The 25,438-nt window shown below is 73.3% G+C and carries 21 protein-coding genes; 11 read left to right on the top strand and 10 right to left on the bottom strand.

Annotation, left to right across the window (positions count from 1 at the left end; genetic code table 11):
• Positions 1-120: 120 nt before the first annotated feature.
• On the bottom strand, positions 121-636 hold the full coding sequence (locus ACWGH4_RS09150; protein WP_453457710.1) for an EF-hand domain-containing protein: 516 nt from the start codon (positions 634-636) through the stop codon (positions 121-123).
• Between the two features lie 182 nt (positions 637-818).
• Positions 819-1,193 (bottom strand): STAS domain-containing protein, encoded by a 375-nt coding sequence (locus tag ACWGH4_RS09145; protein ID WP_159695137.1) that lies wholly within the window; start codon positions 1,191-1,193, stop codon positions 819-821.
• 285 nt (positions 1,194-1,478) lie between these two features.
• On the opposite strand from ACWGH4_RS09145, the gene ACWGH4_RS09140 reads away from it, so the two are divergent.
• Both ACWGH4_RS09140 and ACWGH4_RS09135 read left to right on the top strand, forming a co-directional pair.
• Positions 1,479-2,060 carry a sigma-70 family RNA polymerase sigma factor gene (locus tag ACWGH4_RS09140; RefSeq protein ID WP_364599567.1) on the top strand — a complete coding sequence of 194 codons (582 nt, stop codon included), beginning with the start codon at positions 1,479-1,481 and terminating at the stop codon, positions 2,058-2,060.
• The gene (locus ACWGH4_RS09135; protein ID WP_453457706.1) at positions 2,057-3,487 is read left to right on the top strand and encodes a maleylpyruvate isomerase N-terminal domain-containing protein; all 1,431 of its coding nucleotides are present in this window, start codon (positions 2,057-2,059) and stop codon (positions 3,485-3,487) included. Before ACWGH4_RS09140 ends, ACWGH4_RS09135 begins: the two co-directional genes overlap by 4 nt.
• A gap of 103 nt (positions 3,488-3,590) precedes the next feature.
• Here the strand turns inward: ACWGH4_RS09135 and ACWGH4_RS09130 are convergent, their stop codons facing one another.
• Positions 3,591-4,913 (bottom strand): MFS transporter, encoded by a 1,323-nt coding sequence (locus tag ACWGH4_RS09130; protein ID WP_453457703.1) that lies wholly within the window; start codon positions 4,911-4,913, stop codon positions 3,591-3,593.
• Positions 4,914-4,969: 56 nt separating this feature from the next.
• Here ACWGH4_RS09130 and ACWGH4_RS09125 point away from each other — a divergent pair, with 56 nt between their 5' ends.
• Positions 4,970-5,959, top strand: coding sequence for an ArsR/SmtB family transcription factor (locus ACWGH4_RS09125; RefSeq protein WP_453457700.1), 990 nt, complete (start codon positions 4,970-4,972; stop codon positions 5,957-5,959).
• Between the two features lie 56 nt (positions 5,960-6,015).
• On the opposite strand, the gene ACWGH4_RS09120 is transcribed toward ACWGH4_RS09125, so the two are convergent.
• A complete protein-coding gene (locus ACWGH4_RS09120; RefSeq protein WP_159690790.1) occupies positions 6,016-6,321 on the bottom strand; it encodes a trypco2 family protein in 306 nt (101 codons plus the stop codon).
• A 35-nt stretch (positions 6,322-6,356) separates the two neighbouring features.
• Between ACWGH4_RS09120 and ACWGH4_RS09115 the strand changes: the two genes are divergently transcribed.
• The 3 genes from ACWGH4_RS09115 to ACWGH4_RS09105 are packed head-to-tail and all read left to right on the top strand — an operon-like array spanning position 6,357 to position 12,533.
• Positions 6,357-10,019, top strand: coding sequence for a tetratricopeptide repeat protein (locus ACWGH4_RS09115; protein WP_453457695.1), 3,663 nt, complete (start codon positions 6,357-6,359; stop codon positions 10,017-10,019).
• Positions 10,016-11,248, top strand: a complete 1,233-nt coding sequence (locus ACWGH4_RS09110; RefSeq protein ID WP_453457692.1) for a hypothetical protein — start codon at positions 10,016-10,018, stop codon at positions 11,246-11,248. The genes ACWGH4_RS09115 and ACWGH4_RS09110 overlap by 4 nt, the downstream gene beginning before the upstream one ends.
• Positions 11,249-11,255: 7 nt before the next feature.
• On the top strand, positions 11,256-12,533 hold the full coding sequence (locus ACWGH4_RS09105) for an extracellular solute-binding protein (RefSeq protein WP_453457689.1): 1,278 nt from the start codon (positions 11,256-11,258) through the stop codon (positions 12,531-12,533).
• A 22-nt stretch (positions 12,534-12,555) separates the two neighbouring features.
• Here the strand turns inward: ACWGH4_RS09105 and purU are convergent, their stop codons facing one another.
• On the bottom strand, positions 12,556-13,407 hold the full coding sequence (gene purU, locus ACWGH4_RS09100; protein ID WP_453457686.1) for a formyltetrahydrofolate deformylase: 852 nt from the start codon (positions 13,405-13,407) through the stop codon (positions 12,556-12,558).
• Positions 13,408-13,452: 45 nt separating this feature from the next.
• A complete protein-coding gene (locus ACWGH4_RS09095; RefSeq protein ID WP_453457714.1) occupies positions 13,453-13,899 on the bottom strand; it encodes an SCO4402 family protein in 447 nt (148 codons plus the stop codon).
• A 172-nt stretch (positions 13,900-14,071) separates the two neighbouring features.
• Here ACWGH4_RS09095 and ACWGH4_RS09090 point away from each other — a divergent pair, with 172 nt between their 5' ends.
• Positions 14,072-15,385 carry an ABC transporter substrate-binding protein gene (locus tag ACWGH4_RS09090; RefSeq protein ID WP_453457683.1) on the top strand — a complete coding sequence of 438 codons (1,314 nt, stop codon included), beginning with the start codon at positions 14,072-14,074 and terminating at the stop codon, positions 15,383-15,385.
• Between the two features lie 75 nt (positions 15,386-15,460).
• On the opposite strand, the gene ACWGH4_RS09085 is transcribed toward ACWGH4_RS09090, so the two are convergent.
• Positions 15,461-17,392: a hypothetical protein gene (locus ACWGH4_RS09085; RefSeq protein WP_453457680.1), complete on the bottom strand. Its 1,932-nt coding sequence runs from the start codon at positions 17,390-17,392 to the stop codon at positions 15,461-15,463.
• Positions 17,393-17,568: 176 nt separating this feature from the next.
• Positions 17,569-18,954 (bottom strand): transcriptional regulator, encoded by a 1,386-nt coding sequence (locus ACWGH4_RS09080; protein ID WP_453457677.1) that lies wholly within the window; start codon positions 18,952-18,954, stop codon positions 17,569-17,571.
• A gap of 282 nt (positions 18,955-19,236) precedes the next feature.
• Here ACWGH4_RS09080 and ACWGH4_RS09075 point away from each other — a divergent pair, with 282 nt between their 5' ends.
• From ACWGH4_RS09075 to ACWGH4_RS09060, 4 genes are all read left to right on the top strand, one after another.
• Positions 19,237-19,902 carry a bifunctional DNA primase/polymerase gene (locus ACWGH4_RS09075; protein ID WP_453457674.1) on the top strand — a complete coding sequence of 222 codons (666 nt, stop codon included), beginning with the start codon at positions 19,237-19,239 and terminating at the stop codon, positions 19,900-19,902.
• A 136-nt stretch (positions 19,903-20,038) separates the two neighbouring features.
• Positions 20,039-20,851 (top strand): ABC transporter ATP-binding protein, encoded by an 813-nt coding sequence (locus tag ACWGH4_RS09070; RefSeq protein ID WP_453457672.1) that lies wholly within the window; start codon positions 20,039-20,041, stop codon positions 20,849-20,851.
• Positions 20,827-22,449 (top strand): transporter, encoded by a 1,623-nt coding sequence (locus tag ACWGH4_RS09065; RefSeq protein WP_441265211.1) that lies wholly within the window; start codon positions 20,827-20,829, stop codon positions 22,447-22,449. The genes ACWGH4_RS09070 and ACWGH4_RS09065 overlap by 25 nt, the downstream gene beginning before the upstream one ends.
• A gap of 205 nt (positions 22,450-22,654) precedes the next feature.
• Positions 22,655-23,518 carry a hypothetical protein gene (locus ACWGH4_RS09060; RefSeq protein WP_453457669.1) on the top strand — a complete coding sequence of 288 codons (864 nt, stop codon included), beginning with the start codon at positions 22,655-22,657 and terminating at the stop codon, positions 23,516-23,518.
• Between the two features lie 2 nt (positions 23,519-23,520).
• Here the strand turns inward: ACWGH4_RS09060 and ACWGH4_RS09055 are convergent, their stop codons facing one another.
• Together ACWGH4_RS09055 and ACWGH4_RS09050 are read right to left on the bottom strand one after the other, a co-directional pair.
• Entirely contained in the window at positions 23,521-24,312 is a 792-nt protein-coding gene (locus ACWGH4_RS09055) for a hypothetical protein (protein WP_453457666.1), read from the bottom strand.
• A complete protein-coding gene (locus ACWGH4_RS09050) occupies positions 24,309-25,172 on the bottom strand; it encodes an alpha/beta fold hydrolase (protein WP_453457663.1) in 864 nt (287 codons plus the stop codon). The genes ACWGH4_RS09055 and ACWGH4_RS09050 overlap by 4 nt, the downstream gene beginning before the upstream one ends.
• Positions 25,173-25,438 lie beyond the last annotated feature (266 nt).

Here is a 25,438-nt window from a genome sequence, read left to right as displayed (position 1 = left end):
GGGGGGGGGGGGGGGGGGGGGGCGGCCCCCCCCCCCCCCCCGCCGGCCGGGGGGCGGGCCCCCCCCCCCCACCGCGGGGGCGGGCGGCCCCCCCGGTTGGGCGGCCCCGCCCCCGGAACGTCAGTCGGGCTCGGGTGTGACGTAATACGCGGCGAACGCGGTCAGTACGTCGTCCTCGGTGATCCGCCCGTCCCCGTCCGCGTCCAGCGCCGCCCCGGCCGCCGCCGCGACGCCCGCGTCGACGCCGAGCGCGCCGAGCACGCGTTCCACGGCCGCGGGCGTGACGCCGCGGCCGTCCTCGTCGGCGACCCTGATCACGGCGTGCACGAACGGGCGGGCGATCTCGCCGAAGCGTTTCGGGTTGTCGCGCAGTCTCTTGACCGCGCTCGTCACGAACTCCTGGCGGGTCACCCGCTGGTCGCCGTCCACGTCGGCGATCCCGGCCATACCCTGCCAGAACGCCTCCGCGCCGCTGTAGAGGTCCTGTCCCTTGTCGGACCGGGCCGTGACGGAGAACTCGGCGAGCAGCTTGGCCGCGGCCGAACTGAAGTCCTCGCGGTCGATGTAGCCGTTGCCGTCCTGATCGAAAGCGGCGAAGCGGGAAGCGATCTTCCGCTCGTACTCTGCGCTGTCCATGCGGGGAGCGTAAAGCCCCGGAGGCGGAGGTGTGTACGCACCCGGGCAATTGCACGGCGGCAACGGCTGGGCAAAGCGCAGGTGACGGGAGTGCGACGGGGCGTACAGGGGCGCGCACACGGGGCACGGGGCGCGCGTGCGGGCTTACGGCCGACGGGAGTTCCTCGCGGGCCCGCCCGGCGTCACGCGGTCAGCGGCTGCGCCCCGTCGTCCGTCGCCGAACCGGTGTCCGCGTAGACCTCGAAGAGACGGCGCACACCCAAAGCCCCCAGCACCCGGTTGACGTGCGACCCGTCCTCCGCGCCGCGCGCCGGGAGGATCAGCCGCAGCCGGCCCCGGCACGAACGCATCAGCCGCCGCGCGGCGATCAGCACGCCGACGCCGCTGGAATCACAGAAGAACACCTCGGAGAGGTCCAGCACGACGTCGTGGTGACCGGCGGCGACGGCGTCGTGGACCCGCTGGCGCACGACCGGCGAGGACACGAGATCGAGCTCCCCGCGTACGTGCAGCACGGTCCACGCGCCCTGCCGGGACTCGGCCACCTTGAGCATCACCACGTTGGACCCCTCCTAAGGCCGGTCACAGAAGACCGGAAGCTGTCCTTCCACTGCCGCTGCCCGACCGTCCGTCGCTGAAACGCGACATTCGTCACGGAGTGCGTTTCCACTCGCCCCCAGGGGGTTCTTCCCCGGACGCGGCCCTACCATCCCGGACGCCGGCAGGGGCGTACTTGACGCAAAGGCACGTGCGTATTTCGTCCGGCGCACTACATTCGAATGAGCAACAGTCACGAGGGCAGAGGCAACAGGCACGGAGCGAGCGCAGAGCTTGGGGGCGGTATGGCGAAGGACGCACCACCGCGCTGGGACCGCAGGATGCAGCAGCGACTGGCCCGCGGCGAGGCCGCGGCGCTCGGTGAGCTGTACGACAAGTTCGCCGCGCTCGTGCACAGCCAGGCCCATCGCGTACTCGACGACGAGGAGGCCGCCGACCAGGTCACCCGCGAAGTCTTCGGGTACATATGGGAAAATCCGGACGCCTACGACCCCAAGCAGGGCTCCATGCGCTCCTGGGTGGCACGCCTCACCAACAGCCAGGCCGTGCACCGGCTGCGGCAGAGCGAGGCGGCGGCGCTCGCCGAGGGCGGCGGGGGCACGGCGGAGGAACTGGAGCAGAAGGTGCGCAGGGCCGCCGTCGCGGCCAGGGCCGACTACATCGTGACGTCCATGCCCGCCCCGCTGCGCGCCGCGCTGGAGCTGGCGTACTTCCAGCGCAGGGACTACCGCCAGACCGCCGCCGACCTCGGCGTCACGGAGGACGAGGCCCGTCGGCGGCTGAGGCTGGGCCTGCAACTGCTGGCGACGGCGCACACCCGCTCACTCGAGGGCTCGTCACCGCCCGGGTACGGACGAGCGCTGTGAACGGCCCCCTGGACGGCGGTGACGACGGGGAAGAGGTGCGGGGCGTGCCGCGCATACCGTCCCCGCGCGCCGCGGCGGACGACCTCCGTCCGGACGCGTACCGGCCGGCACCGCCCGTTCCTCCGGAGCCGGCTCCCGGCGGCGGACCCGCCGACGCAATGGACGGCCCCTGCCCAGTGGCCGGGTCCGGCACGACCGACAACGCGGCGGACAGCGGGTCGGACGGCACGGTCGACGGCTCCGGGAACCGCTCGGTGAACGGCGCGTCCACCACCGGCGATCCGGCGGCCGGTGACACACCCGCCGCTCCCGAAGCCCCCGCCCCCGCCGCCCCCTCGCACGGCGTGCTGAAGTCCCTGCTCGGCGCCTGGGCCCTGTCCGCGTGCTCCGCGGAGGAGACCGCGGCCGTCGAGGAGCACCTCGGCGACTGCGCCCCGTGCGCGGAGGAGGCCCTGCGGCTGCGTGACGCGGTCGGGCTGCTGCACACCGACCGGGACCTCGACCTCGACCCGCTGCTGCGCTTCCGGGTGCTGGAGAACTGCCTGGGCCGCAGACCGGCTCGTATCCCCGTGCCCGCCTGGGCCGATCCGTACGACGCGGAGACCGCGAGGCTCGACGCGCTGCTCCGGGACATCGGGGACTCGGAGTGGCACGCGCCGGTGCGGCTCAAGTGGTTCGAGGGCGAACGCCGGATGAGCCGCCGCACGACCGTGGCCGGTGTCATCGGGCACCTGCTGACCGTCGACGGCATAGTGGCCGGCGCGATGGGGCTCGACGACCCGCTGGGGCCGCACGCACCGCTCCTGCCGACCGCGCGCACCGAGGCGTTCTGGGACGACAGGGAACTGCCGCCCACCGCCACGATCCGCGAACCGTGGCGCGACCAGAGCCACGACCTGATCCGCACCGTGTCGTTCGCCGGTCCCGGCGCCGCCGAAATGTCCGTCTCGTACGGCTCCTTCGCGCTTCCGCTGCGGGACGCGCTGCTCGACCGGGCCTTCGAGTGCTGGATCCACGCGGACGACATCGCCGACGCGGTGGACTACCCGTACGCACCGCCGAGCGGCGCCCACCTCAACCGGATGATCGACCTCGCGGCGCGGCTGCTGCCCGCGGCCCTCGCGGAGCGCAGGCGCGCGGGGCTGGCGGCGCCGCCGCAGCATCTGGTCGCGGCGGGCGCGCCCGGACGGTCGCTCCATCTGGAGGTCGAGGGCTCCGGCGGCGGCAGTTGGTACATCGCCCTGGACTCGCCTGCGGCGGTCGGCTCACCGGACAAGTCGGTCGCGCAAGTGGCCCTGGACGGCGTCGAGTTCTGCAAGCTGGTGGCCGGACACGTCTCCCCGGAGGAGGCCGCCGCGGGCCAGGACGGCGACCGCCAGGCCATCCGTGACGTGCTGTTCGCGGCGGCGGCTCTGAGCCGGCTCTAGGAGAACCACTGCCGGATCGCCCCAAGTCAGGGGCCGGTTCCCTGGTTCCGGGGCCGGCCTCCGTCGGCGCGGGGCGGGTTCGGGTGGTCCCGGACGAAAGAGCCTAGGCGCCGGGCGTCCGCTCCTTCGGCGGGCTGCCCGCCGGCCGGGCAGGGGCCCACGGCTGCGGCAGTTCCTTGCGGCGGCGCACCGGGGAGAGGAAAACGGGCAGGAAGGCGAGCGTGAGGCAGCCCGCGCCCACCCACATCGCGACGCGCAGACCCGCGAGTTCACCGATCAGTCCGGCCACGGCCGAGCCGACGGCGATCGCGCCGGTGAGCATGAAGCGGAAGGTGGCGTTCATCCGGCCGAGCAGCGGGTCCGGCGTGAGCCGTTGGCGCAGGCTCACACCGAGGACGTTGTCGACGCCGATCTTGAAGGTCACCAGCATCCATCCCGCCCCGGCGAGCCACAGCCAGGGGCCGCGGTCGATGAGCGGCACGAGCAGCGCGGTCGGCGCCATCACCAGTCCCGCGACGCCGAGGGTACGGCCGTGGCCGAAACGGCGGGCCACGGGGCGGGCACAGCGCGCGCCGAGGAGGATGCCGGCGCCGCCCGCCGCCCAGTAGAGGCCGAGCACACCGGCGGACAGGCCGAGTTCGCGGGTGAACAGGACCGGCAGGAGCGTGTTGACGATCTGTGAACCGAGGTTGGTGAGGGACGCGGTGAGGGCGAGTGCGCGGAGCTCGGCGTTGCGCAGGACGTGCCGCAGTCCCTCCGCGATCTGCGCCGCCAGTCCCCCGCGCGACGCGGCGCGCCCTCCGTCCGCCCTCTGCGGCACGACGCCGTCCGTCTCCCTGCGGGTACGGCCCGCCGACGGCAGCGCGAGACGGACGGCCGAGGCGAGGTAGAGGACGCCGACGCCGATGACGGCCACCGGCGCCGTGAACATCTGTACGATCCCGCCGCCCGCACCCCGGCCCGCCACATTGCCCGCAGCCTGGAGGCTCACCACGGCGGCGTTCGCCCTTACCAGGCTCTCGCGGCCCACCAGCCGGGGCAGGATGCTCTGCGAGCCGACGTCGAAGAAGACCGTGGCGCAGCCGTTCAGCAGGACGACCGCGTAGAGGTGTTCCAGGGTGAGGGCGTCCAGCGCCCAGGCGGACGGCACCGAGGCGAACAGAGCGGCCCGCACCAGGTCCGCGGTGATCAGCACCCGGCGGTGGCGCATCCGGTCCACCCAGGCACCGGCCGGCAGGCCGATGAGGAGGAACGCGACCGTGCTCAGCGTCGCCAGCAGACCGACCTCGCCCGCGCTCGCGTCGAGCGCGGACACGGCGATCAGCGGGACGGCGACGTAGCCGATGTTGGTGCCGAGCTGGCTGAAGGCGGTGGCCGTGAAGAGTGTGCGGAAGTCACGGGAGCGCCAGGGACTGTCGCTGGTCATGGTCCGTACGCTGCCCCGGACTCCGCGTCGGGCTCCAATGATTTAGCCTCGGCCGAATGGTGCTGGAGAGCCGCCCGGAGGGCGGCACCCTGGAGATCGGTTTCTCCGCCGAGGACGTGGCCCGCATACGCTTCGCCGTGTCCCCGCTGTGGGAGGTCGTCGCGAGCGTGCGGGTGCTCAGGGACACCGGGCCGGGTGCGCACCGGCCGTGGGCGGAGCGGGTACGGCCCGCCCTCGCCGCCGCGAAGCTGGACCTCGCCCCGCTGTCCTCGCTCATCGGCCCGCCGCCGGCCGGCGTCCCCGGCTTCCTGGTGGCGCCGCCCATGACCCCGCAGCCCTCGCTCGACGTGGAGTTGGCGGCGCTGCGTTCCATGCCGCACGAACTGCTCCGTACGACGACGCCCGCCGCGAGGGAGGGGGTCGCCGCACTGCGCGCGGACCCGGATCGCGGTCTCGGGCGGCTCGCGGACGTGATCGCCGCCTACTGGGAGGTGGCGATGGCCCCGTACTGGCCGCGGATCCTCACCGTGGTCGAGGGCGACATCCTCTACCGCGCCAAGCGCCTCGCCGAGGGCGGTGCCCGGCGTCTCTTCGACGACCTCGATCCGCGCGTCACCTGGGACTCGGGGACGTTGCAGGTGATGCACCGCTGTGTGCGCGGTGAACGGCGTCTGGACGGCCGCGGGCTGGTCCTGGTGCCTTCGGTCTTCGGCGGGCCGCGGATCTTCTCCGACGTGGACAGCCCGGACTGGCAGCCCACTCTGCGCTACCCGCCGCGGGGCACCGCCACCCTGTGGGAAGCGCGGGCGGAGCCGCTCTCGGACGCCCTGGCGGGTGTGCTGGGCCGCAGCAGGGCCCTGCTGCTGGCCGAGCTCGCGGCCCCGGCGTCGACCACCGACCTCGCCCGCCGTACCGGCCTGTCGGCGGGCGGTGTGTCGCAGCACCTCACGGCGATGCGCGCGGCCGGTCTGGTCAGCGCGCACCGTACGGGTCGCGTGGTGCTCTATGCCCGTACGAGCGTGGGCGAGGCGCTGGTGACCGGCTGAACCGCGGGCGGTACGCGCGGTGCGTCACGCCCCGGCCGACGGTGGTCCGTGCCGCGTCACTCGCCGCCGACGCTGATGTTCGGGTCGCCGTCGGGTCCGTGCGGCTTCAGCTCCACCTGGATGGTGTGCGTCGTGTCGCGCGCCGCGGAGCCGCCGCCGCCGGCCGTCAGCACCCCGATCCGCAGCTCGGCCCGCCCGCTGCCCTCCCGGCGCACCTGCACCGCGAACTCCAGATGCACGCTCTCCACGCTGAACCGCAGATCGCGTCCCTCGCCCGCGCGTTGGGCCCGCTCGAGCTCGTCACGGACCTGCCCTATGACCTCAGCCAGCCCCACGACCGCCGTTTCGTCACGCTCAGCCATCGCGTCCCCCGTCTCCCGTAGTTATCGTGAGCAGTATGAGCGAGCCGATTCGCACATCCAACTCCCAGATACATGAAGAGAGTTGGCGGGTACGTCTGCTCCGCGGACCGGATCGGGCGGGCCGGCCGCTCGGCGCCGGGGTGCTGCTCCCCGGCGGCCTGGTGCTCACCTGCGCCCATGTCGTCCTGATGCGCCCGGACTCCTCCGGCATCCGCACCCCGCTGGAGGAGGTCTACGTCGACGTACCCCACGCCCCGGCCGGAAACACCACCGAGCCCCTGCGGGCCCGGTTGCTGAGGGAGTACCTGGTCATGCCGACGGGCCAGTTCGGCGGGGACCTGGCGCTGCTCAAGCTGGACCAGGAACCGGCGGTCCCGCACGCCGTCCTGCACCGGCAGATCCCCGCACGCGGCGACATGGTGCATTTCACCGGATATCCGGAGGACCTGCCCGGCGGGGAGCACCTGGACGCCCGGCTGATGGGGCGCGGCGGTCCCGCGCCGACGCCGGAGTGGGTGCAGCTCGACGCGCTGAACGCGCCGTACGTGGTGCGGCGCGGCTACAGCGGATGCGCCGTCGTGCACAGCCGTTCGCGACGGGTCATCGGCATCGTGGCGCACCAGTTCGGCACGCCGCAGGCGCGGGTGCGCCGGGACCACGCGTACATGATCCCGACCGAGACGGTGCTGAAGCACCTGCCGCTGGAACGGCTGGGGCTGACGGTCACGGGGAAGCCGGCCGTGTCGCACGACGTCGCGGTCGACCACGACAGGACCGCCTCCGGACGTGTCCCGGGACTGCACCGCCGGCTGACGCGCTGGCTCGACGGCGCCCCGGACACCGACCCGGTGGAGCCCGTGTTCGCCGGCGAGGGGGAGCACGACCTGCTGCACACGGTCAGATCGGTGCTCACCCTGGCCGACCGTGAGCAGAGCCCTCCGGACGCGCCGTCCGCCCACGGCAGCGCGACGGGCCCGGGGCAGGTCGCGGCTGAGCCGCAGGCGGGCAGCATCGACATCGCGGTCGACGCGACGAACCGCACCGTGGCGGAACTGGCCAGGGACGCGGCGGACCGTATCGGCCTCGACCCCCTCCCGGACGGCCCGCCGGCCGGTGTCGGCGACGCGGACGGGGACCTGGTCGGACGGATCGCGGCCGAGAGCCCGCCGCTGATCGCCGCCTTCCTGTCCGTCGACCGGTCGGCCTCCACCGACGACGAGATGCTGCGGCTCCTCTCCGCGCTCCTCGCCCGCGGCCGGAGCCGGCTCCTGCTCGTCTTCAGCGACCCTCGCTCACCCCTCCTCGCCCGGGTGCGCGACGAACTCCTCGGCCCCGACTGGGCCGCCCGCCGCACCGAACGGCTCGGCACGCGGGTGAGCCGGCTCGCGGAGACGGAGCAGCGGCTGCGGCAGCTGTCCGGCCGGCGGCCCGCCGCCCTGGCCCCGCGACTGCGCCGGATGCTGGAACAGCTCGGCCCGGCAGGCCCGTTGAACGCTTCCCCGGAACAGCCGCACGCCCTGTTCCGCTGCGCCGTCGACATCGAGTCGGCGCTGCTCGACGCGGAGACGGCCGAGCAGGAGCTCACCGGTCCGGCGGGGCCCCGGGAGTTCGTCGTCGGGCCGCCCGGTGACGGACTGACCGACCTGCCGTCCGTCGCCGTGCGCGACCCGGACGCACTGGTCACCGAGCAGGCCGGGGACCGCCTCGCGGGCGGCGAGCGGCTGCACCAGCAGTACGAGGTGGTGGGGCCCATCGGGCAGGGCAGCCACGGCAAGGTGTATCTCGCCCGCGATCTGCTCCTGGAGAACCGTCCCGTCGCGCTCAAGGGCATCCTCGACCCCGGTGATCCGGCGGCCGTGCTCCAGGCCCACCAGGAGCGGCTGCGGCTCGTCAGCCTCAACCATCCCTCGGTCATCCGGGTGGTCAACTACGCGCGCCACGAGCCGACGTCGGCCGAGTTCATCGTGATGGAGTTCGCCGACGGGGCGTCCCTGTCGTGGGTCGGCTCCCGCATCGCCCGCGGCGTCGAGCCGTTCGCCGGGCCACGGGTCCGCGAGTTCATCGTCGTGTACGGGCTGCTCGTACTGGAGGCCTTCGACCACCTGCACCAGGAGGAGAAACTGGTCTACGGCGACCTGTCGCTCACCAACGTCCTGCACTGCGGCACCGGCATCAAACTCATCGACGTCGCGGGCGTACGCGAACCTCGAGCACCGGGACCCGTCAGCCACCGGCCGCCGGAGAGCGGACCCGGCGGCGGGATGACCACCGCGGGCGACCTGTACACCGTCGGCGCCGTCCTCGGTGAGCTGCTCGCCAAGGACCCGGCGCCGCCGTCCGACCTCGGCACCGAATCGCTCCGGCGCGCCCTCGCACGTGCCACGGCCACCGACCCGAGGCGGCGCTACGCCTCCGCGCAGGAGATGGCCGTCCAGCTGCGCGGTGTGCTGCGCGAACTGCGGTCGCTGCGACTGGACGAGGAGACGTTCGAGCCGTCCCCGCTGTTCCACTCGGCCGCGATCGCGCTGGACGGCCGGCTGGGCAAGCCGCCGCCGCTGGAGCGCTGGCGGGCCGACGGCACGGCCGACCGGCTGGGCGCCCATGTGCCGGAGCCTGCGGAGGCCGCGGTGGCCCTGCCGGTGCCGAAGGCCGACGTGCGGGACCCCAACTGGAAGGAACTCCAGCGCACCTCCTACGACGACCCGGCCGGTCTGCTCCAGCTCAGCGACGAGTGGCTGCCGTCGCCGGAGCTGCATCTGCTGCGCTGCCGGCTCCATCTGGAGCTGGCCGGTGTCCGCCGGCACGGCCGTGACAAGGAACTGGTGACCGCCGCGGTGGAGCTGGAGAGGGCCGGGCGGCTGCTCGGCGACCGGGCCCGCTACGACTGGCGCCTGGACTGGCACCAGGGTCTGGCGCAGCTGGCCCACGGCCGCCTGCACCGGGCGCTGAACTGCTTCGACACCGTGTACGCGGCGATCCCCGGCGAGTACGCGCCCAAGCTCGCCCTCGGCTACTGCCACGAGAAGCTCGCCGACGAGTGGCGGACCGGCGAGCGGGCCTCCGCGCCCGAGGCACCGGCGGCGCGTGAGGCGCACGAGCAGCAGGCCATGCTGTTCTACGACGCGGTGTGGCGGCGCAACCACGCGCTCGGCGCCGCCGCGTTCGGGCTGGCCCGTATCCATCTCGCCCGGCACAGCCCCGACCGCGCGCTGGCCTCCCTCGACGGTGTGCCGCCCGACTCGCGGCACCGCACGGCCGCGCGGACGGCGATGGTGCGCATCCACGCCGGCACGCCCACGGTCGCCTCCGCGGTACGCGCCCACGCCGCCCTGCACCGGCTCGCGGGCCACGAGGGGCTCACCGACCGGCAGGCGCAGGAACGGCTTACCGCGGAGCTGCTGGAGCAACTGCTGGAGCTGGTGCGGTCGCAGGGCGGCGGCGTGCTCGAGCAGGTGCGCGCCGCGCTGCCGGCGGCCGTCCCGCTCCCGCGGACCGAACGGGAACTGCGCGAGCAGTTGTCCGCGAGCTACCGCCAACTGGCGAAACAGGTACCGGACACGGACACCGCCGAGGGCGCCGCACTGGCGGAGGCGCTCCTCGACAACGCGTACAGCACCCGCCCGCTCGGTCTGCGCCATGCCCGCCACCACGACCGCGGCCCCTGGCTGCGCCGCCTGACCCTCGGGGGTCGTTCATGACCACGCGCCCGTACACCGGCCCGCCGGCGGACGCCGCCGGAGGGAAGGCCGGCGGGAGTGACGTGCGGCCGTCCGCGCGGCGAAAGGTGGCCGCGCTGTGGCGGCGCCCCGTCACGGCGGTGCGCCGGCCGCCGGCGACGAAGCCCGCCCCGTGGATCAGGGCCTGGCGGATCCTCGGGCCCGGGCTGTGGGCGCGGGCCACCGGACGGGGACCCGGGGGGCGGCGGGCGACGGCCGCGTTCCTGCGACGCCGGATGCTGGTGCTGCCCGCCCTGGCGCTCGTCGCGCTCGCGCTGTGCGCCGCCGCGTACAGCGACGTGCACGATCGCTCGGACCGGCTGCGCCACCGGTCGGTGCCGGCGCTGGAAGGACTGGCGCAGGCCCGCACGTCGCTGGTCCTGGCGCGGGAGCAGGCCGAGCTGCGGTTGCTGAGGACCGGGCACGCCGGCCGGGTCGAGCTCGGCGAGACGTACCGCTCCCGGCTGACGGAGGCGTCGCAGAGCCTGAACCGGGTCGCCCAGACCGGTGCCCTCGGCCGGGGACAGGAACAGGAGCTGCGGGTGGTGTCCGGGCTCGTCGTCGCCTACGGGGACAAGATCGCCTGGGCGGACCGCAACCGGTCCAGCGAACTGCTGCGCACGGCCGGTGTCGAGTACGCGGCGGGACTGCTCGGCAGCCCGGGCACGAGTCCGGAGGAGCAGCAGGAACCGACCACCGTGCTGGACCGGATCGAGAAGATGGAGAGCCTGCTGCGGCAGGAGAGCGGCGACCTCGCCGCATGGAGCCCCCTGACGCTGACAGCCGCCGGAGCGGCCGTGGTCACGACCGCGCTGTTCGGCTTCATGACGGTCGGCACGGCGGTGTTCCTGCGGGACCGGCTGCGGCTCGTCAGCCTCCAGCTGGCGGCGGGCGCGCTGCCGGTGCTGGTGACGCCGTTGCTGCTGGCGTTCGGCGGCGCCCAGGAGCACGAAGCCCAGCACGATGTGCACGCGAAGGTAGCCGAACTGGCGGAGGTGGAAGCGGACGAGGCCGCCCCGCGGGCGATCGAGCGGGCGGCGGACGCCGCGTACGCGCGGATGAGCGTGGCGGACCCGGACGGCTGGTCGCTCACGGCGGGCATCACCGTGCCGGCCGCGGGACTCGGGGCCATCGCCTGCGGCGTCACGCTCCACCTCTACGGCAGGCCGTACCCGGCGGCCCGCACCCGACGGACGTCCACCGACGCGTGAGGAACCCATGAGGAGACGCAGGGGCCTGAGAACGCTGCTCGCGGGAGTTCTGCTCGCCGTGGCCACGGCAGGGTGCGGCGGCGGCCCGCCGGAGGAACGCACCCTGGTCGTGCTCGGCCCGTGGACCGACGGCGAGGAGAAGCCTTTCGTACAAGCGCTGAAGAGCATCGGGCAGCAGACCGGGAACCGTTACGTCTACAAGGGCACCCGCTCGCTGCGCGAGACCCTCGTCGCCCAGCTCCAGGCCGGCGCGCCGCCGGACGTGGCGATCCTCAACAGCCCCGGTGAGCTGGCCGAGTACGCCAGGGCGGGCGATCTCCGTCCGCTGCCGGAACATGTCGCGGGGGCCGCCGTCACCCCGTGGGCGCCCACCGTCACGGTCCAGGACGCGGGCGGCCAGGCACGGACCCGCGCCTACTGGGCTCCCATCCGGGTGGACCTCAAGTCGCTGGTGTGGAGCAGGAGGGAGGTGGCGGACTCCGCTCCCGTGTGGTGCGTGGGACTCGGCTCCGGCGCCACCTCCGGCTGGCCGGGCACCGACTGGATCGAGGACCTGATGCTTCAGCGCAGGGGCTCGGCGAAGTACGAGGAATGGGCCACGGGCAGGATGCCCTGGGAGGAGACCCGCGCAGTGTGGGAGGAGTGGGCACGGATGCTCACCGCGGACGGGCGCACCCCCGACGCCCGGTGGCTGCACGACTTCGCCGTGATCGGCGACCGCCGCCACGGACTCCTGAACCGCGGTGACTGCACCCATGAGCACCAGGGCTCCTTCATCCGCAGGCACTACGGCGACGACGTGCGGCCCCTGCCGACCGCCGACTACCTGGACAGGCTGACGGCCGCGGAGGAGGACGAGGAGGACGAGAACGCCTTCGAGGTGTCGGGCGACATGGCCGCGGTGTTCAGGAGCAGTGCGGCCGCCTGGGACCTGCTCGACCGGCTCACCTCCGAGGAGGCCCGTAAGAGCTGGGCGGCCGCGGCGCTGCCCGGTGAGCGACCGTTCTTCCCGGGCGCCACGGCACTCGCGGCGGAGCCGTCCGCCACCAGGGACGTCCAGCGGTTGTTCCGCTCGGCGAGCCGGATCTGCTTCGACGCCTCCGACGCGATGCCGCCGACCTTGCGCGACGCGTTCTACCGGGCGGTGCTGGAGTTCGTCGTCCGCCCCCGGGACAAGGCGCTGCTGGACCGGCTGCTCATGCAGCTGGAGGCGGAACGTCAGCTCCAGAACGAGGAGAAGGCGTTCGTCCTGGACGACCTGTGCGGTACCCCGGTCCACGGGTAGGGCGCGGTCACGGACACACCCGTCAGGCGAAGACGACGGTCCTGCGGCCGTTGAGCAGGATGCGGTGCTCGGCGTGCCACTTCACCGCGCGGGCCAGCGCCTGGCACTCCACGTCGCGGCCGACCGCGACCAGCTGTTCCGGGGTGACCTCGTGGCCGACGCGTTCGACCTCCTGCTCGATGATCGGGCCCTCGTCGAGGTCGGCCGTCACATAGTGGGCGGTCGCGCCGATGAGCTTCACACCACGGGCGTGCGCCTGGTGGTAGGGCTTGGCGCCCTTGAAGCTCGGCAGGAAGGAGTGGTGGATGTTGATGATCCGGCCGCTGAGCTGCTTGCAGAGGTCGTCGGAGAGCACCTGCATGTAGCGGGCGAGGACGACCAGCTCCACCTGCTCGGCGTGCACCAGGTCCAGGAGCTGCGCCTCGGCGGCCGCCTTGTTGTCCTTGGTGACCGGAATGTGGTGGAACGGGACGTCGTAGGAGGCGACGAGCTCGGCGAAGTCGGTGTGGTTGGAGACGACGGCCGCGATCTCGACGGGCAGGGCGCCGGTACGGGAACGGAACAGCAGGTCGTTCAGGCAGTGCCCGAATTTGCTGACCATCAGCACGATCCGCATCCGCTCGTCGGCGAGATGGATCTGCCAGTCCATCTGGAACGCGTCGCCGACGGCGGCGAAGCTGGCGCGCAGCTTGTCGACCGTCACCGGGGCCTCGGCGGAGAAGTGGACCCGCATGAAGAACAGACCAGTGTCCCGGTCACCGAACTGCTGGCTGTCCTCGATGTTGCAGCCGGTGATGAACAGATAGCTCGAGACGGCGTGCACGATGCCCTGTTTGTCAGGACAGGAGAGCGTCAGGACGTACTGGTCGGTCATCCTTGTAGCCTGCCACATCCGGCCGTCCGGCCAGGACCACGTCCGTCAGACGGACCGCGTCATGATCCGCAGCACCTCGAGGGAACGCGGCGGGGTGTCGGGGTCCTCCCCGTCGCTCGTGGCCATCCGGACGTGCGCGTCCCGCGCCGCTCGCACGGCCTCCGGCCAGCCGTGGTGCTCCATGTACGCGGAGACCGGGGCATCGGCGCCGACCTGGTGCATGATCCGCAGCACCCGGAGCACGGCGACGTCGACGAGCGCGGCCTCGCCGGAGTCGCGGAAGATCGTCCCGACGTACTTCTCCGCGGACCAGTTGTCCAGCCAGGTGTCCTCGACCAGACGGTAGACGGCGTCGGTGACGTCGCCGTATCCCTCGCGCCCCGCCAGCCAGCACTCCTGATGGAAGACGGGGTCGGAAAGCATGTGCAGCGCCGAGCGCACGTTGCTGCGCCAGCGCCACCAGGGCATGTCGTTGAGCGGCATGCCGCCCATGGTGGAGGAGCGACGGCCGCGACGGGAAGGGTTGACCGAACCTTGCTGCACGCCTTCGATCGTACGTTCCCTTTCCGTCCGCCCGAACGCCCCCCTGCAATTCACCTGGACGTCACCCGCCGTTGAACCATGCTCACTGTGCCGTTACCTGGAACCGGAAGCGTGCACAGTCATGACCGGTAGGCGTCGTCCCTCCTCCCCTCGCCCGTCCAAGACCTTCTCAGTCCGTACCGCGTGTACGGCGGTGGTGGCGACCGGGGCGTCGCTCATCGCCGGCTGTGGCGTACTCCCTGGAGATCCGGGGGGCTCCAGGGAGCCCGTCACCGTCATGACCTTCGCCCCGGAAGACACCAAAGCAACCAATATGCCCGGCATGCCCGCCATGGCCAAGGCCTACGCCCGCTGGGCAGAGGCGCAGGGCGGCATCGACGGCCACGAGCTGCGGGTCATCACCTGCAACGAGCAGAACACCCCCCAGGGCGCGGCCACCTGCGCCCGGCGCGCCGTCAAGGAAGGCGCGGCCGCGGTGGTCGGCTCCTACAGCCAGTACGGCGACGCTTTCATGGCTCCCCTGGAGGCAGCGGGCATCCCCTTCATCGGCGGATTCGGCATCTCCGACGAGGAGTTCACCAGCTATCTGTCCTACCCCGTCAACGGCGGTCAGGCCGCCCTGCTCGCCGGGAACGGCCAGCAGCTCGCTGACGTCTGCGACAAGGTCGCGCTCGTACGGCCGGACAGCCTCGCCGGCGACGACCTGCCCGACCTCCTCAACGCGGGCCTGGCCCGCGGCAAGGCCCGGGAGTCGGCGGACATCCTCGCCGCCGACGACGCCACCGACTACTCCGACGACGCACGGCGGGCACGCAGGCAGGCGGCGGAGCCGGCCTGGACCACGACCGCGTCCGACGGCGACCGGCCGGGCTGTGTCACGGCCGCGCTCGGCGAACGTACGGAAACATTCTTCGACTCCTACCGGCGGCTGCCCGAGGACGGACGGCAGGTCCGGATCTCGTCCGTGATGGGCAGCGTCGGCCAGCCCCTCATCGACCGCACCGGCGGACGCAACGGCCCTTACGAGGGCGCCTACATCACGGGCTGGTACCCCGACGCGAGCGACGCCCGCTGGGACCGGATGCGCGACGTGGTCCGGACCCACGCGTTCGGCGACAACAGGATCGACCCGGCCGACGCGGGCGTGCAGACCACGTGGATCGCGTACAACGTCCTCAACAAGGTCGTCCGCTCGATCGACAGCGACCAGATCACCCCCGGCAACATCTCGCACGCCCTCGACCAGGGGGTGGAGGTGTCGACCGACGGCCTGACTCCGGCCCTGCGGTGGAGCTACGAGGACATGCTCGGTGCTTCCCGCTACCCGAGGATCGTCAACAGCAGTGTGACGTTCCAAGTGGTGCGCGACGGACGGCTGGTGACGCAGCGGAAGGACTTCGTGGACGTCGGCCGGACCCTGATGGACGCCTCGTAGGGCGACCGGGACCCCGCACCCGCCGTCCGGCGCCCCGGCCAGCTCCCCACGGGGAAGCAGGCCGGGGCCTCGTCGTCAGAGCTGGCTGCTGCGGCGCTCCGTCAGGCCGTACTCGCGGGCGATGGAGTTCCACAGCGGCGACGCCGCGTTCTTCGCCGCCGTGGCCTCTCCGCTCGCCGCGTTGGCCTGGGCCGTGCGGCTGGTCACCCGCGCCTTGCCGTCCTTGCAGCCCTTCTTGCCCTTGACCTGCTGCGCCCAGGCCGCGTAGTGGTCGTCGGCGGAGGCGGACGCCTGCCACGCCTTGACCAACGAGGCGGTCAACTCGGCGTTGCGGGGCAGCTTGTCGACGGACAGGGTGCCCAGCCGCGTCACCAGGCTCCGGCGCTGCTGCGCCGCGCCCTTCAGGTCGGCGGTGGCCTGGTCCAGGTTCTTGCAGACCTTGATGTTCTCCACGGAACGGATGACCGCGTCACGGCTGTTGTTGCTGTCCGCGAGGAGCTTGTCGAGCTCCTTCGCCTGCGGCTCCGCGGGGTCGGCGGCCTGCGTGGTGGGGCTCGCCTCGCTGGGCGCCGGGACGTCGGCCGCGACGTTCTTGTCCGGGCCCGGGTCCTTCGGCTCGTCCCCGTCGCTGAACATCACGGCGCCGACGCCGAGTCCGAGGACGGCGCACCCGACGACGAGCGCGGCGACCACCGGCGCCAGGGACCGGCGGCGCGGCTCCGGCTCCGGGTCGTAGTGCGGCTCGTACCGGGCCGCCGGCCGGCGGTCCTGCGGATGACCGTGACCGGGCGGTTCCTCGAAGCGGGGCATCTGCTGGGTGGCGTCCGCCGTCTGCGCACCCTGCCCCTCGGAGCGGAACAGGCTGTCGAACTCGGCGGGCGGCTGCCGGTCCCCGGGGGCACCGGGGCGGATGCCGAACGGCTGCCCGGGGGGAGCGGGCGGCACGGCCCCGCCGGGCACCGGGGCGATGTACTGGGTGGCGTCGGAGTCGGAGACCTGGCCGGCCCCCTCCGGCGCACCGCCCTGCGCGGCGCCGGACGCCAGAGGGCCCGTGCCGAGGAACGTGGTCGACTCCGCGGGCATCTCCGGCGGCAGCGCACCGGGCGCGACGGGCGCGATGTACTGCGTGGCGTCGGCGTCGCCCCCGGCGGTGTGCGGCGCGGCCTGAGGGAAGCCGCTCGGCGCGTTCGGGCCGGCGGCCTGCGGGGAGCCGCTCTGCGAGTACGGGTCGTGCGGTGCAGGGGCCTGCGGGCCCTGAGCGGGCTGGAAGGGCTGCGCCCCCGCACCCGGCCCGCCGAACCCGGCACGGCCGGCGTCCTGAGGGGCTTCCGGGTACCGCCCGTAGGCGTCCGGACCCTGAGGGGCGGAGGACTGCGCCGCCGGGGCGTCCTGCGGCGGGAGCGGCTGCCGGTGCACACCCGGCTGCGGTACCGCCGGCACCTGCGCGCCGTACGACGGCTGCCCCTGGTGCCCGCCCCCCGCCGGGTAGTGGCCCTGCCCGGCGGGCGCGGGGCCCGCCGGCGGGGCGGCGTGGGCGCCCCGCCCGTGATGCGCGTCCGCCTGCTGCGGCGGCGTACCGGGAGCCCCGTAGCCGGCCTGCTGAGCGGGACCGCCGGGGTGGTTCTGCGGAGCGGCCTGCGCGGGGGCCGGGTAGCCCTGGGGGCCGGCCTGCGCCGGGCCGCCGGGGTGGCCGTAACCGCCCGGCTGCGGCGGGGCGGCCGGGTAGCCGTAGCCGCCGGGCTGCACGGGGGCCGGGTAGCCGTACCCCTGAGGCGCGCCGCCGCCGGCGGGCGGCGGGCCCGGGTATCCGTACGCGGCGCCGGGCGCGGGAGCCGACTGCTGCGGGCCCCACGGCTCCCCCCACGGCTGCCCACCCGCCGGAGCCGTCTGTGCGCCTGCCGCGCCCGGTATGAGGGGCTCACTGCCGTCGGCGGGCAGCACGACGCCTTCGTGCGCGGGCCGCGCGGCGGGTAGCCGCTGCTCGTCACCCTGTCCGCTGTGCGTCACCGGGACTCCTACGTGTGGACCTACTGCGATCGTCGGCTCACGCTACCGGGTGCCCGGAGTGGTCCGCACACACGTGCCGGAGCGGTAACAAGATGCGGACACAACTCCCCTTCCGTTCCTGGGAGAAAGCCCTTGTGCACCACCCGCCACTCGCGCCTCCCGCGCCCCGCTCGACGTCAGGCCGCGGCGCGCAGTTCCAGCCGGGTGGCGAACTCCCGTACCGACGGCTCCTCCGCGTACGGCTCCAGCCGCAACTGAAGGTCGTCGAGATACTCCGCGCCCCTGCTCGAGCGCAGGGTGTCCAGCAGCTCCACCGCCCGCGTGCCCGTGTAGCAGGCCTGTTCCACCTCGCGCTGCTGCACCTGCGCGGAGGCCAGCAGGACCAGGCCGATCGCCCGTCGGCGGGCCCGCGACTCCGGGTGGCCCTCCAGCGCCTGCGAGGCGTAGCGCGCCGCGCTCTGCGCCTCACCGAGGTCGCGGTGGCAGTGCGCCAGTTCGTCCGCCAGATACGCGCCGTCGAAGTGGGTGATCCAGTCCGGGTCGTCGCCGCTGTCCGGCTCGGCCCGCTCCAGCGCGGCGAGCGCCCGGCCGGCCGCCTCGTGGCAGGTGCGGGCGTCGCCGAGGAGGGCGTGCCCGCGCGCCTCCGCCGCGTGGAACATGGCCTGCACCCGCGGGGTGACCCGCCCCCGCGCCCCTTCCTGCGCCGCGCGGGCGAGCTGGGCGATCTCGCGCGGGTTGCCGAGCTCAGCCGCCAGGTGGCTCATCGAGGCGGCCAGCACATAGCCGCCGTACCCCCTGTCACCGGCGGCCTGCGCCAGACGCAGCGCCTGGATGTAGTACCGCTGGGCGAGCCCCGGCTGACCGGTGTCCACGGCCATGTAGCCGGCGAGCTCCGTCAGCCGCGCCGCGGCGGCGAACAGCTCCCGCCCGACCGCCTCCCGGTACGAACCGGACAGCATCCCCGAGACCACGCTGTTCAGGTAGTGCACGACGACCGGCCGCACATGGCCGCTGCCGAAGCGGTGGTCCATCTCCGTCAGCGCGGCGGTCATCGCCCGGACCGCGTCGACGTCGGGCGGGCCGACCCGCGCCCCGGCGGTGCGGGCCACCTGGGTGTCCGCTCCCGTGATCAGCCAGTCGCGGCTCGGCTCCACGAGAGCGGACGCGGCGACCGCGGAGCCCGACAGGAAGTCCCGGCGGCCCACGTCGCTCCGCCACAGCTCGCAGACCTGCTCGATCGCCCCGACGACCGTCGGCGCGAACTGGAGGCCGACGCCGGTGGCGAGGTTCTTGCCGTTCGCCATGCCGATCTCGTCGATCGTGACCGTGCGCCCGAGCTTGCGGCCGATCGCCTCCGCGATGATGCCCGGCGCCCGGCCGCGCGGCTGCTGGCCGCGCAGCCACCGGGCGACGGACGTCTTGTCGTAGCGCAGGTCGAGGCCGCGCTCGGCGCCGACCATGTTGACGCGCCGGGCCAGCCCGGCGTTCGAGCATCCGGCTTCCTGGATGAGCGCCTGAAGCCGTTCGTTCGGCTGGCGGACGACGAGAGGCCTGGCTGCCATGAACTACCCCCTGATGTTGATCAATGAGTTGATCAATGCCCGGCTGATATACGGAGAATGCAGGGTTGGTCGGGTTGGTTCGCTTTTGCCGTGGCGCGGCCCGGTCGCGGCCGCTGACGTGCGCGCCCCGCACTCCTACCCGCCCGTACGGCCCCCGGCCCGTGCGCGCCCCCGGTCGTGCACCCGTGCGCCCCACGTGCAGGATCGATGCTCCACCGCCCACCGCATCACGCCCCGTAACCCGTCGTTGCGGCGGTAGTTGAGTGTGTCGTGGAAGAGACCATGGCAGTCACGGAAGCCGCCCGGATCCCCCAGCAGCGAGGCGAGAAACTGCTGGACAGCGCTGTGCGGTACGCGGACGAGAGGCACTGGGACGTGTTCCCCGGCACCTGGCTGGAGGCCGTCGAAGGGGGGCAGCGCTGCTCGTGCGGCGACCTGCGCTGCCCCCTTCCCGGCGCGCACGCCGGCCGCCCGGACTGGGCGAACCAGGCGACGGGCAGCGCCACCGCCGCGCGCCGGATGTGGACCAAGCAACCGACGGCCTCGATCCTGCTGCCCACCGGCCGCACCTTCGACGCCATCGAGGTCTCCGATTCGGCGGGCTTCCTGGCGCTCGCGCGCATGGAGCGGATGGATCTGCCTCTCGGCCCCGTGACGTGCACTCCCGACCGCCGGATGCTGTTCTTCGTACTGCCGGGCGCGGCGCTCAAGGCCCCCGAGCTGATCAGGAACCTGGGCTGGCTCCCGAGCTCCCTCGACCTGGTCACCCGTGGCGAGGGCCACTACGTCGCCGCCCCGCCCACCCGGATCGGCGGGCACGGCGCCGTGCAGTGGGCGCGCCGCCCCACCCCGGCCAACCGCTGGCTCCCGGACGCCGAGGAGCTCATCAGCCCGCTCGCGTACGCGTGCGGCAGGGAAGCGGCGTCGGGGCGGGTGCGCCAGGGATAGCGGCAGCGCCGAGCGGATGCCCGGAGGAGGCGGGGGGCGGGGACAGGCCGGCCGCCCCGCACCCGGGCGTCCGTAGGGTGGACCCGTACACCTGTGCCGCAAGGCACGTACGGGGACTCCGAAAGGCGCGGAACACATGCCGGACCAGGCAGTTGAGGAGGCGGGCGGGGTGCGGACGGCACCGCCCGCAGTGCAAGTCGAAGGTCTGTGGAAGCGGTTCGGCGAGCAGATCGCCGTCGCGGGGATCGATCTGACCCTGCCGGCCGGCAGCTTCATCGGCCTGGTCGGACCGAACGGCGCGGGCAAGACCACGACTCTGTCGATGGTCACCGGCCTGCTCCGCCCGGACCAGGGCCGGGTCCAGGTCGCGGGACACGACGTATGGCGCGACCCGGTCGAGGTCAAGTCGCGCATCGGCGTCCTGCCGGAGGGCCTGAGGCTGTTCGAGCGGCTGTCCGGCCGCGAACTGCTCGCCTACAACGGCCGGTTGCGCGGCCTGCCGGGCGACGAGGTCGACAAGCGCGCCGGTCAGCTGCTGGACGTGCTGGACCTTGCGGGCGCGCAGCACAAACTGGTCGTCGACTACTCGACCGGCATGCGCAAGAAGATCGGCCTGGCTGCGGCACTGCTGCACAACCCGGAAGTCCTGTTCCTCGACGAGCCGTTCGAGGGCGTCGACCCGGTGTCCGCGCAGACGATCCGCGGGGTCCTCGAGCGGTACACCGCCTCCGGCGCGACCGTCGTCTTCTCCAGCCATGTGATGGAGCTGGTCGAGTCGCTGTGCGACTGGGTGGCGGTCATGGCGGCCGGCACGATCCGCGCGCAGGGCCCGCTGGCCGAGGTCCGTGGCGACGCCCCGTCGCTCCAGGCCGCGTTCCTCGAACTGGTCGGCGCGCAGGGCAGGGACAACGGGGAGTCGCTGGACTGGCTCGGCGGCGGTGCGCGTTGAGTACGGCGTCCCTGACCTCCGTCTTCGTACGTCTGAAGCTGTCGCTGCTGCGCAACGGGCTGCGCCAGTCGTCGGGCCGCAGGACCGCGTTCGTCATCTCGATGGTGTTCGTGCTGCTGCTCGCCGCCGTCCAGCTGCTGGGCCTGATCATGCTGCGCGGCAACGAGCACGCCATGTCGCTCGTCGTCCTCCTGACAGGGCTGCTGGCGCTCGGCTGGGCGGTGCTGCCGCTGTTCTTCCCGAGCGGCGACGAGACCCTGGACCCGACGCGCCTGGTGATGCTGCCGCTCCGGCCGGGGCCGCTGGTGACCGCGCTGCTCGTCGCGTCCCTGATGGGCATCGGCCCGCTGTTCACACTCTGCATGGTCGTGGGTTCGGCGTTCGCGCTGTCCCACGGCGTCGTCGCGGCGCTGGTGTCCCTCGTCGCCGTCCCGCTCGCCCTGCTGGTGTGCCTGGCCCTCGCCCGCACGGTCGCGGCGGCGAACATCCGGCTGCTCACCTCCCGCAAGGGCCGCGACCTGGCGGTGCTCAGCGGACTCTTGATCGCCGTGGGCATCCAGTTCGTGAACTTCGGCGCCCAGCGCCTCGGCGACGCGGGCGGCCTTGCGGCACTGGACCCGGCGGCGGCGATCGTACGGTGGGTGCCGCCGGCCTCCGCGATCGGCGCGGTGGACTCGGCGAGCGACGGCGCATACGGCCGGGCCCTGGCCCAGCTCGCCCTCTCCGCGGTGGCGCTCGTCCTGCTGCTGCGCGCCTGGCGGCACAGCCTGACGAAGCTCATGACCGCCCCGGACGGGTCCACGCTGGCCGCGGCGTCCGAGCCGACCCGCAAGGGCACCGCGTCGGGTCAGCACCGGCTGCTGCCGGAGGGCCGCACGGGCACGGTGATGCAGCGCAGCCTCAAGTACATCTGGCGCGACCCGAAGACCAAGGGCGCCTGGGTGTCGTCGCTGGCCATCGGGCTGATCGTGCCCATATTCAACGCCCTCCAGGGCACCGGCTCGATCTACTTCGCGTGCTTCGCCGCCTGGATGCTCGGCATGATGATGTACAACCAGTTCGGCCAGGACACCTCGGCCTTCTGGATGGTGGCGCTGACGATCTCCTCCACGCGTGACGCGTACGAGGAACTGCGCGCCCGGACCCTGGCGCTGCTCGTCATCACCCTCCCGTACACCGTTCTCGTCGTGGTGCTCACGGCGGCGGCGCTCGGTCAGTGGCACGACCTGCCGGAGGCGCTCGGCCTGTCCTTCGCCCTGCTCGGCGCGATGCTGGCGACGGGCGCGGTGGCCTCGGCCCGTTTCCCGTACTCGATCCCGCAGGACAGCGCCTACAAGAACGTGGCCCCGGGGCAGGGCGGGCTGGCGTGGCTCTCCATCTTCGGCGGCGTGGTCATGGCGGCGCTGCTCTGCGCACCGGTGATCGTCCTCACGATCATGCTGAACGCCTCCGCCGGCTCCGGCAGCGAGACCCAGTGGACGGTGCTCCCGGTGGGCGCCGTGTACGGGGCATTGCTCACCTGGGCGGGCGTCCGGCTCGCGGCACCGCAGACGGCGAGGCGCCTGCCGGAGATCCTCACGGCGGTCAGCAAGGGCTGACGCCCCCCGCCCCCGGCCGGCTCACGCCGCCTGCCGCCGCAACACTGAACGGCCGCCGCCCGACCCCCGGCAGGGGGCCGGTCGGCGGCCGTCGGGCTGTACGGGAGACGCGCTGCCCAGGTTCGCTGACCAGGACCTTGAGCAAGACATGAGCCGGGCCGGTGCCGGGAACCCGGTCGGGTGGTCATGACGTAGCGTCATGGTCATGACCACGCCGCAGAATCCGTACGGGCAGCAGCCGAATCCATACGGCGGGCCGCCGCAGCCGCAGCCGCCGTACCCGGGGCACGCGGCCCCGCCCGTGCCCCCGCAGGCCGGAAACGGCGGGCAGCCTTACCCGCCCGCGGGCGGGTGGGGCGCTCCCTCGCCCTACCCGTACGCCCCGCCGGTCCAGCCGCCGAAGAAGGACCACACCGCCAGGAACGTGGTCATCGTGATGGCGTCGATCATCGGGCTCCTCGCCTTCGGCTGGTTCGCGTCCAATGTCCTCCGGCCGGCCGGAGGGGGCGGCGGAGGCGGCGGGGGCGGCGGCACCGCGTACCCGGCGGCCGAGTACGGGCTGACCGCACCGCAGACCCTGCTCGACGGGAAGTACGAGCTCGCCGACGACCAGTCCGCCCAGCGGCAGAAGGAGCTCGAGTCGTCACCGGTCGACGAGACCGACATCCGCGACCCCCAGGCCACGGTGGCCCAGTACACGTCCGCGTCGGAGGGCGGGGTCCTGGTGCTGTCCGGTATGCACGGCCGCATCAAGAACCCCGACACGGCCCGGGAGAAGATGCTCGACGGCGCGGCCACCGCGGACGGCGCCACGCTCGCCGTGCCGGCGACGGACGTCACCCCGGCCGGCTCCCAGGTCACCATCACCTGCCAGGTCGTGACGATGGCACAGGACGGCGGCGGCACCAGCTCGTTGCCCATCTGCGCCTGGGCCGACGACAACACCAGCGCGTCGGTGACGGTGGTCACGGGCGCCACGGCGGCGAAGTCCCCGCAGGACATCGACCTCGACGCGGCGGCCGAGACGACGGCTCAGGTCCGCGAGCAGACCCGCAAGCCGCTCAGCTGACGTCACGCCGGGGCGCGCCGCCCCGGCAGGTCCTCCCCGCAGAAGACGCACACGAAGTGGTCCTCCCGCACGATGTTGAACTCCGTGCAGCCCGCGCAGCAGCGGAAGACGATCTCCTGCGTGAACCGCGCGGGCCGCGGGATCCCGGCCCGGTCGAGGGCGGCGGCGACGGACGGCCAGCAGTCGGGGTCGGGGCAGTAGCCGGTGGACTGGTTGCTGACCTGGACCACCTCCCAGCCGTCGCCGTCCCGCCCGAAGGCGACCTCCCCGGCCGCACGGACAGCGGCCCGCCCGGCACAGGCGACATGCTCACCGCGCCGGGCGGCCAGCCGAAGGAAACCTTCCTCGTCGACGACGTACGTGAACGGTTCCGCCCACTCCGCCGGCTCCCGGGCCTCCGCCCACTCCCGGAAGTCGTCGCTGCTGCGGATGACTTGCCCCTCCGGGGCGTCCTCGGCGGCATGCCAGATCGCGCGCGGGCCCACGTACCCGAAGCGGCGCGGGCCGTCCGTGGAGAGGATGGTGCGCTCGCGGATCCGGTCCGCGCCCGCGCCGTTGAGGCGCACCTTCGCGCTGTGCGGCGGATCCACCCGGTCCACCGGCCGGCCGTACTGGTCCATCGAATCGAGGACCAGGCGCCCGCCCTCGTACGCCTGCCCGGCCCGGGCGACGCCGGCCACACAGCGCACGACGCACACCGCGCCCCGTGCGTCCACGGACAGGATGTCGGCGATCTGGAGCTCCGCCGGACCGGGAGGGAGGGACGACGCCGCGAGCGGGCCGAGGGCTGTCACTGCGTCAGGGCCCCGTCCAGGAACGGCTCGATCGCGGTCCGCCAGCCGGACGGGCAGTCGTAGTGGACCAGGTGGCCCGCGTCGGACACCTCGCCGTACTGGCCGCGGGGCAGTACGCGGACCATCTCCTGGGCCTCCGCGCGGCCCAGTTCGCCGTCGAGGCCGCGGACCACCAGCGTGGGGCAGCGGACCTGGGCCAACTCCTCCCAATGGGCGTCGTGGACCCACGTCTCCCGTGACGTGAGCATCTGCCGGCGGGAGAACACCGGGCGCCAGCCGTCGGCCCGCTCCGCCATGACCTCGGCGAAGAACTCGCCGCGGGCCGGGTTCGGCCGCTCGACGCGTGGATCGTCCTCGCCGAACCACCTACGGACGTCGGCCAGGGTCGCGAACGGGACGGGCCAGGAGCGGAACCACTCCTCCCACTCCCGCTGGGACGCGGCGCCGAGCGCGGAGGCCCGCATGTCACAGATGATCAGGGCCTGGACCAGGTCGGGCCGCTTGGCCGCGAGCTGCCAGGCGGTGAGGGCGCCCATCGCGTGACCGATCAGGGTCACGGGCGCGAGGCCGAGTTGTTCGATCGCGGCCTCGGCGTCCGCCACGTACGCGTCGCGGGTGAACGGCCCTTCCGCGGGTTTGTCGCTGCGGCCGTGCCCCCGCTGGTCGAGCGCCACCGCGCGGTGCCGCTCGGTGAGCCACCGGGCCGTCGAGGCCCAGTGCGATGCCCGGCCCATCAGGCCGTGGAGCAATAAGACCCCCGGGGCGGGGTCCCCTTCCGCGCGGCCCTTCGGCGGGTCCGCGAACTCCCAGGCAGCCAGGCGTACGCCACCCGCTCCGGTCACGTCGATGCGCCGCACCATCGGCCCTGGCACCCCCTTCTCTCCCCCGAGTAGGACTGGCTCGTGTGAGCCCCGTGTCGAACTCCGTCAGACTATCGAACCTGTATTCGAAAACGCGGTTCTGCCACGCAACACCGCTCGTTCGAGTGACCACATCCCGGGATTGACTCGCGCTGCCGAGGGGAGATCTTCTGCGGGAGGCGGACCGCTCGGGGAAAAACGGTCCGTGGGGACTGACCCTGGGAGCTCGGGGCTCCGGGTCAGCACAGGGGAGGACAGGTCCCGGC

The organism is Streptomyces sp. NPDC054847, from assembly GCF_053610925.1.
The sequence above is the reverse complement of the archived record's forward strand: the minus strand, read 5'-3'. Positions and strand labels throughout refer to the sequence as shown.